General features: G+C 65.1%; 7 protein-coding genes. All 7 read left to right on the top strand.

The features are described 5' to 3' along the window. Positions 1 to 304 precede the first annotated feature (304 nt). The 7 genes from VW23_RS06800 (at position 305) to VW23_RS06770 (ending at position 6485) form a co-directional block, all read left to right on the top strand. Entirely contained in the window at positions 305 to 736 is a 432-nt protein-coding gene (locus VW23_RS06800) for a c-type cytochrome (RefSeq protein WP_069908828.1), read from the top strand. A 151-nt stretch (positions 737 to 887) separates the two neighbouring features. Further along, positions 888 to 1937, top strand: a complete 1050-nt coding sequence (locus VW23_RS06795) for a LysR family transcriptional regulator (RefSeq protein ID WP_069908827.1) — start codon at positions 888 to 890, stop codon at positions 1935 to 1937. 81 nt (positions 1938 to 2018) lie between these two features. Beyond that, on the top strand, positions 2019 to 3767 hold the full coding sequence (locus VW23_RS06790) for a pyrroloquinoline quinone-dependent dehydrogenase (RefSeq protein ID WP_069908826.1): 1749 nt from the start codon (positions 2019 to 2021) through the stop codon (positions 3765 to 3767). Between the two features lie 86 nt (positions 3768 to 3853). After that, positions 3854 to 4462 (top strand): c-type cytochrome, encoded by a 609-nt coding sequence (locus VW23_RS06785; protein ID WP_069908825.1) that lies wholly within the window; start codon positions 3854 to 3856, stop codon positions 4460 to 4462. Positions 4463 to 4465: 3 nt separating this feature from the next. Then, positions 4466 to 5218 carry a hypothetical protein gene (locus VW23_RS06780; protein ID WP_069908824.1) on the top strand — a complete coding sequence of 251 codons (753 nt, stop codon included), beginning with the start codon at positions 4466 to 4468 and terminating at the stop codon, positions 5216 to 5218. Positions 5219 to 5229: 11 nt separating this feature from the next. Continuing rightward, entirely contained in the window at positions 5230 to 5985 is a 756-nt protein-coding gene (locus VW23_RS06775) for a pentapeptide repeat-containing protein (RefSeq protein WP_069908823.1), read from the top strand. Further along, positions 5982 to 6485, top strand: a complete 504-nt coding sequence (locus VW23_RS06770) for a thermonuclease family protein (RefSeq protein ID WP_069908822.1) — start codon at positions 5982 to 5984, stop codon at positions 6483 to 6485. Before VW23_RS06775 ends, VW23_RS06770 begins: the two co-directional genes overlap by 4 nt. The last annotated feature ends 19 nt before the right edge of the window (positions 6486 to 6504 follow it).

Below are 6504 nucleotides of genomic sequence, written 5' to 3'. Positions count from 1 at the left end.
TGTGTCTCTCATCGTCACTGTATGTCGCATTCTTTGCTTGTGTTTTTTTTTTTTCAGCAGAAAGCCGCCAAAGGGGTTTTCGCCCGTCCCGTGGGCTCGGAAATGGGTATAAAGGACAGCTCCCCCGCCCCGCGGGGGAGGATTAAGCAAGCCGCGTGCCATGAGTTTTCGGCTCGCTGTGGCGCGCAGGTGTGTGGCGGCCCCTGCGACGTGCGGTCGCTTGACTTGCAACCTTTGCGCCCGCCAGAGATTGCCCCTATCGACTAAGTCCGTCGCGCGGACGGTGGCTGTTTGGAGGAAGCGAATGAAAGTTCTGGCTCTTGGTTTGGTGCTGTCGGCCCTGTTCGCAGGTTCGGCCTTTGCCCAAGGCGACGCGGCAGCCGGCGCCAATGTGTTCAAGAAGTGCGCGTCCTGCCATGCGGTGGGCGAAGGCGCCAAGAACAAGGTTGGCCCGGAGCTCAACGAGCTGTTCGGCCGGGTGGCCGGCACTGCGCCGGACTTCAAGTACTCCAAGGCGATGACCGATGCGGGCGCCGGTGGCCTCGTGTGGTCGTCCGAGACGCTGCACGAGTTCCTCACCAAGCCCAAGGACTTCGTCAAGGGCACCAAGATGAGCTTCCCGGGGCTCAAGGAGCCGGCCGACCTCGACAATATCGTGGCGTACCTGCAGACCTTCTCGACCGCTCCGGCGGAGGGTGCTGCTCCGGCCGATCCGGCGGCGGCGCCGGCGCAGTAAGCCTCGTCGTTCAGCGCAGACCCGGCCCTCCCACACGTTCGCGGGGAGGGCTTTTTTTGCCCACCCCCCAAATGGGGGGTATGCGACCTTCTATTAGCTTATCGAATGTGACGTATTGTGCTGACATAGAGGGCTAGAGTTCAGGGCCACTATGGATATCACTCTCAAGCAGATGCAGATTTTCCGCGCCGTGGTGATCGCAGGATCGATCACCAAAGCGTCGCGGCGCGTCGGGCTGAGCCAGCCTTCGATCAGCCAGCAGCTGGCCAAGCTCGAAGAGCGGCTGGGCACGCAACTGATCAATCGCAACCGCACCGGAACGGTCAGCCTGACGCCGTCGGGCGAGTACTGGTTCAAGTTCTCCGACGAGGTGCTCCGGAAGTTCGACCAGGCGATCGACGAGCACGAAAAGCGCTATGTCGACAACCGGGTGTTCCTCAGGATCGGCCTGTCGCCCACGCTGCGCGGCCGGTTCCTGTCGGCAGCGGCGCGCATTGCCAGCGACGAGCAGGGCTTTGCCAAGTTCGAAGTGAGCTATTCGACCACCAGCAGCGAGCTGGTGGAGCAGCTCAGGCTGCACCAGCTCAACTGCGTGATCGTCAATGACGATGCCTTGGCTGAGGACCGCTCGAGCTTTGCCACGGCCTTGCTGTTCCGCGATCCGATGGTGCTGCTGGTGCCGACCGAACTGCCGGCCGGCATGCTGGAAAGGGCGCTGACCAAGGGGGTGAAGGCCAGCCAGCTCGATGCCGCGCTCACCCGCTATGTCGAAATCAGCGCCAATGTGCCGATGCGGCCGGTGTCGGACGCCTGGTATCGCTCCAACCTGCCCTATGCGACGCCGGCCTTCTCGGCGATGACCTATGTGGCGGCGACCGATATCGTAGCGGAGGGGCTGGCGACGACGCATGTGCCGCTGTCGTTGCTGCCGAGCCTGCCCAACTCGGTGCGGGCGCGGCTGAAGGTCTATACGCTCAGCGGTATGGATCGCTCGATCGTCCTCGCCATGCCCAAGCACCTGATGACGCTGCCGGGCTATGCCAATATCTTCAAGCGGCTGACCGATTTCTGCCGGCACGAGTACGCTCAGAACGTGCCCGCCGACAGCGTGCTGGAGCTGCCGATGCCCGAGCGGGCGCGACCGGAGAAGGAACTGGTGGGTGGGCGCGCGACCGCCGGGGTGCCGCAGAATTTCCAATAGATGACATAGGCAAACTTCCCCGCGCATCGGTCTTATGTGGCGCCAAGTGCCAAAAAGAACCGATCCTGAAGGGGGAGACGAATGCACCTGAAACACCTGATGTCCGCCATGTTGGCTGGCAGCATGCTGGTCCTGCCGGGGCTGGCCGTCGCCGCAGACGTGACCGCCGCGCGGCTTTCCGCCGCGGGCAGCGAAGCGGAGGCCGGCAACTGGCTGATGGTGCATCGCACCTATGATGCGCATCGCTATTCGCCGCTCAGCGAAATCACCGCCGACAACGTTTCGGGCCTGAAGCTCGCCTTCGCGGTGCCGATCGGCGGCTCGGAGCCGGCCGGTTTCGGCGCCGGCTCGATGGAAGCGACGCCGCTCGCCAAGGACGGCTTCCTCTACATCTCCGACCCGTGGGGCACGCCCTATAAGATCGACGCTTCGGACGGCAAGCAGGGCAAGACCGTGTGGGTCGGTGATACCGGCATCGACAAGGACCCGAGCCGCGGTATCCTCCTCGCCTCGCGCGGCCTGGCGCTGATCGACAACCTGGTGATCACCGTTCTCAATGACGGCCGCGTCATGGCGTTCGACGACGAGACCGGCGACGTGGTGTGGGACCAGCAGGTCGGCACCGAGCCGGGCGAGGGCTTCACCAACGCCCCGCTGGTGGTGAAGGACAAGATCCTTGTCGGCCAGTCCTATGGCGACTGGGCGACCCGCGGCTGGGTGGCGGCGCTCGACGCCAAGACTGGCGAAGAGGTCTGGCGCTTCTATACGGTGCCCGAGCCCGGCCAGCCCGGCTCCGAAACCTGGCTCTGTGACCAGTCGGGCAATCCGGACTGCTGGAAGACCGGCGGCGCGGCGGCCTGGGTGACGGGTTCGTACGACGAAGCTTCGAACACCACCTATTGGGGCACGGGCAACCCGGTGCCGATGTACGATCCGGAATATCGTCCGGGCGACAACCTCTACTCCAACTCGACCGTGGCGCTCGACGCCGATACGGGCGAACTGAAGTGGCACTTCCAGTACACTCCCGGCGACTACATGGACTATGACGAGGTCGGTGCGCAGCTGCTGGTCGATGCCAAGGTCGACGGCGAAGACCGCAAGGTTCTGGCGCATTTCGGCCGCAACGGCATCTTCTACACGCTCGACCGCACCAACGGCTCGTTCATTGCCGCCAACCCCTATGTGTCGAAGCTGAACTGGACCAAGGGGATCGACCCCAAGACCGGCAAGCCGGTGGAGTATGATGCGTCCAAGCCGCTCCAGGTCTATGCCAACGGCACGATGCGTCGCGGCGGCGAGACGGTGAACACCTGCCCGAACATCCAGGGCGGCATGAACTTCTGGCCCCCGGCGGTCGACTCGGTCTCCAACATCGCCTACGGCGCTGGCATCGAAGGCTGTTCGGACCTGACGGTCGAACAGAAGGCCCCGGAAGATGTGGCGCCGGGCGCCACCACCTTCGCCGGCGGTGCAGCGGCAGCTTCGGGTGCCCAGACCGGCGCGATCTTCGCCTTCGACGTCACCACCGGCAAGCAGGTCGCCAAGATCGAGCGTCCCTATCCGAACTATGCCGGCGTGATGACCACGCCGGGCCTGGTGTGGACCGGCGAGATGGACGGCACGTTCGGCGCTTACGATGCCAAGACTTTGGAGCAGAAGTGGTCGATCAATGTGGGCGGCACGTTCAGCGCCCCGCCGATCGCCTTCAAGGTCGGCGACAAGGAGTACATCGCGATCGCGGCCGGCGGCAGCGCCGTGACCACCTTCGGCTACCCCGAGCTCGCCAACCGTCCCGCGGCCAACGTGCTCTACGTGTTCGCGCTCTGACAGCGGGCCCACGACCCTCGCTAAGCTAACGATGCCGGGCGGTTCCCACCGCCCGGCACGGCTCATTGAAGAAAGAAGAGTCTTAGATGTCGCTCCTCAACCGCAAATCCCTGGCACTGCTCGTCGCGGCCGGCCTCATCGCCGTCACCCCGCTGGCGCTCCACGCCGCGCAGCCGCCGGCCAATGCTCCCGCAGCCGAAACCGCTGCCCCCGCCGAAGCGCCCGCGGCCGATGCCGCCGCCGTCGAGCTCGACCCGCTGCTGGCCGGCGCCGATATCAACCGCGGCGTCGTGGTCTATGGCAGCAAGGGCGGCAACTGCGTCTCCTGCCACGGCTGGGATGGCAATGGGCTGGGCAAGAATCCGCGCTCGGAAGGCGCCGCGGCGCTGCTGCGCGAGTCCGGCCTCGATGCGCAGGGCTTCATCGAGATCATCAGCTGCGGCATTCCGGGCACGCCGATGCCGTACCACGATGCCTCGGCCTATAAGGATGACCGCTGCTACGGCATGACCAAGGCGGACTTCGAAGAGGGACAGATGCCGCACAAGGGCAAGTCGCTGAAAAAGGAAGATATCATCAGCCTCGTCGCCTACATCCAGACCCACATCCAGGGCAAGCCCAAGGCAACCTACGAGGATTGCGCCTTCTACTTCGGCGCCTCGGCCGAGAAGGCCTGCGCCTTTTTGAAGAAGTAAGCGATGCGGCTCGGCTTGCTGCCGCTCTCGATCGTTGTGCTCGGCGCGCTGGCGGTGACCCCGCCGGCGCTGGCGCAGTTCGACGCCAATCTCGTGCCCAAATACACCATCTGGGACATCAAGTTCGGAGAACCGATCAGCCAGGTTCCGCCGGCCGAAATCGCCAAGATCGCCTGCGGCACCAATGGCGGGCCACCCTCGACGCCGCTCAAGGACTTTTCGGAATTCGAGACGTGCCCGGCCGAAGCGTCGGGCCTGCACGAGGTGTACTTCACCAATGACGACGAGGCCGATTACATCGCCAAGGCGCTGGAGACTGAGTATCGCGTCATGCAGGGCGGCAACTCGATCTATGCCCATCCGGTGGTGTTCTCGGTGCTGATCGATGCCGAAGGGATGGCCCGCGGTATTCGCGTCGTCACCGATGAGCGGGCGGCGGATCGCGAGCGGCGGGTGGCGATGACGCTGTCGCGCAACCTCAAGTCGCGCTACGGGCGCTGGGCGCAGGCTTGCGAGAACCTGCCTCCGACCGACGGGCAGCTGCCGGTGGGCAAGATCTTCGTGCACGAGATCTGTACGGCGGACAGCCCCGAGGGTGATGCGCGGATGCGGCTCGAGGCCACCTATTTCCGCAAGAAGGGGCAGACCTCGATCAACCTCGAGACGCAGCAGATCAACAAGAACTATTTCCAATCGGCGACCCGGCTCGAGGTGCTGCAGAAGCCGTACGAGCCGGACACCAGGCCAGTGCGATGAGGAGAGACTCGATGCGGATGGGGCTGTTGGCGTTGCTGGTGCTGGTGCCGGGTACGGCGCTGGCGAGCCCGGCGGACGAGCTGCGGAGCGGCGCCCGCACTGAGTGTCGCGGTTGCGACCTGAGCAACGAGAGCTTCAAGAAGCTCGACCTCTCGGGCGTCGATCTCAGCGGCGCCAACCTCACCAATGCCAGCTTTCACCGCGCCACCCTCAAGGGCGCCAAGCTCAGCGGGGTCATGGCCGAGGGAGCCAATTTCAACCTCGCCGATCTGAGCCGTGCCGACCTGAGCGGCGGGCACTTCAAGGATGCGATGTTCTACGGGGCGCAGTTGTCGGGCGCCAAGCTCGGCCAGGCCGACCTCACCGCCACGCGCATGCAGCATGCGCGGCTGACCGGCGCCGACATGAGCGGCGCCGATCTCGACTGGGCGGTGCTGAAGGAAGTGCGGCTGAATAATGCCGATCTCACCGGCGCCTCGCTGGAGCGTACCAATCTCGAGAAAGCGAGCCTGGGGCGGACCAAGTTCGACGGCGCCACCGTCACCAGCGCCGGGTTCCTGCAGGCGACGGCGCCCGGCGCCAGTTTCGCGGACGCCAAGGTGTCGCTGACCGACTTTTACGGCGCGGCGCTCGACAATGCCGAGTTTGCCGGCGCGGTGCTGAGCGACAACCGCTTCACCCGGGCGCGGCTGAAGCTCGAGCAGTTCGCCGAGGCGACGTTCACACGCAACATCCTGCCGGACGGGCGGGTGCAGGGGGCCGAATGATGCATTGGAAATTGAGCCTCGCCGCGCTGGCCATGACGCTGGCGGTGTCCGCTGCTGCCGCGCAGGAGGTGGTGAGCGGGGCGGCCAAGGTGGTCGATGCCGATATCATCATGGTGGAAAAGCAGCGGGTGATCCTCTGGGCGGTAGATGCGCCGGAGCGACCGCAAAAGTGCTTTGTCGGCGACCTGCTATGGGATTGCTACGGCGCGGCGCGGCAGGTGCTGGGCGAGCTGATCGCCTCGGGCGAAGCCAGCTGCACGCTGACGCCGGGCGAACCGGACAAGTTCAACCGGCGCTATGGGGTATGCACCTCGGGGGGCAAGGACATCGGCGCCGAACTGGTGCGGCTCGGTATGGCGCGAGCCTTTGTCGAGCAGGGCGACGACTATCTGGCTCAGGAAGAGGAAGCCAAGGCTGCGGCGATCGGGGTGTTCCAGCCGGGGGCGAAGATCGACGCGCCGTGGGAGTTTCGGAAGACCGATCCGCGGAACTATCGGTAGGGGCTGCCACGTGATGGGC

The sequence above is a fragment of the Devosia insulae DS-56 genome (genome assembly GCF_000970465.2).
GTDB lineage: Bacteria > Pseudomonadota > Alphaproteobacteria > Rhizobiales > Devosiaceae > Devosia_A > Devosia_A insulae.
The sequence above is the reverse complement of the archived record's forward strand: the minus strand, read 5'-3'. Positions and strand labels throughout refer to the sequence as shown.

Bases quoted from the DNA above. Each gene is read 5' to 3' on its own strand.
- VW23_RS06800 (WP_069908828.1), top strand. From the start codon at position 305: ATGAAAGTTCTGGCTCTTGGTTTGGTGCTGTCGGCCCTGTTCGCAGGT.
- VW23_RS06795 (WP_069908827.1), top strand. From the start codon at position 888: ATGGATATCACTCTCAAGCAGATGCAGATTTTCCGCGCCGTGGTGATC.
- VW23_RS06790 (WP_069908826.1), top strand. From the start codon at position 2,019: ATGCACCTGAAACACCTGATGTCCGCCATGTTGGCTGGCAGCATGCTG.
- VW23_RS06785 (WP_069908825.1), top strand. From the start codon at position 3,854: ATGTCGCTCCTCAACCGCAAATCCCTGGCACTGCTCGTCGCGGCCGGC.
- VW23_RS06780 (WP_069908824.1), top strand. From the start codon at position 4,466: ATGCGGCTCGGCTTGCTGCCGCTCTCGATCGTTGTGCTCGGCGCGCTG.
- VW23_RS06775 (WP_069908823.1), top strand. From the start codon at position 5,230: ATGCGGATGGGGCTGTTGGCGTTGCTGGTGCTGGTGCCGGGTACGGCG.
- VW23_RS06770 (WP_069908822.1), top strand. From the start codon at position 5,982: ATGATGCATTGGAAATTGAGCCTCGCCGCGCTGGCCATGACGCTGGCG.